1 pseudogene is annotated in these 244 nt (G+C 66.8%); it reads left to right on the top strand.

The window, feature by feature from the left end:
* Positions 1-244 (top strand): annotated as a pseudogene (locus tag EZI54_RS24785) (hypothetical protein); the annotation flags it as partial.

A 244-nucleotide genomic window follows, 5' to 3' on the forward strand; every position in this document is an offset into this window, starting at 1 on the left:
CTGTTCGCGCAGCCGACGTTGTCGGCGCTGGCCGGGGCGGTGAGTGGTGTTACTGACATCGCAGTACCGCCCAATGGTATTCCCGAAGGCTGTACGGCGCTTGAGCCGTCGATGCTGCCGCTGGTGGAGCTGCCGCAGGAGGCGCTCGACGGCATCGTGGCGGCGGTGGATGGCGGTGCGGCCAACGTGCAGGACATCTACCCGCTGGCGCCGTTGCAGGAAGGGGTGTTGTACCACCACCTGT

It is taken from the genome of Marinobacter halodurans (assembly GCF_004327985.1).
GTDB lineage: Bacteria > Pseudomonadota > Gammaproteobacteria > Pseudomonadales > Oleiphilaceae > Marinobacter_A > Marinobacter_A halodurans.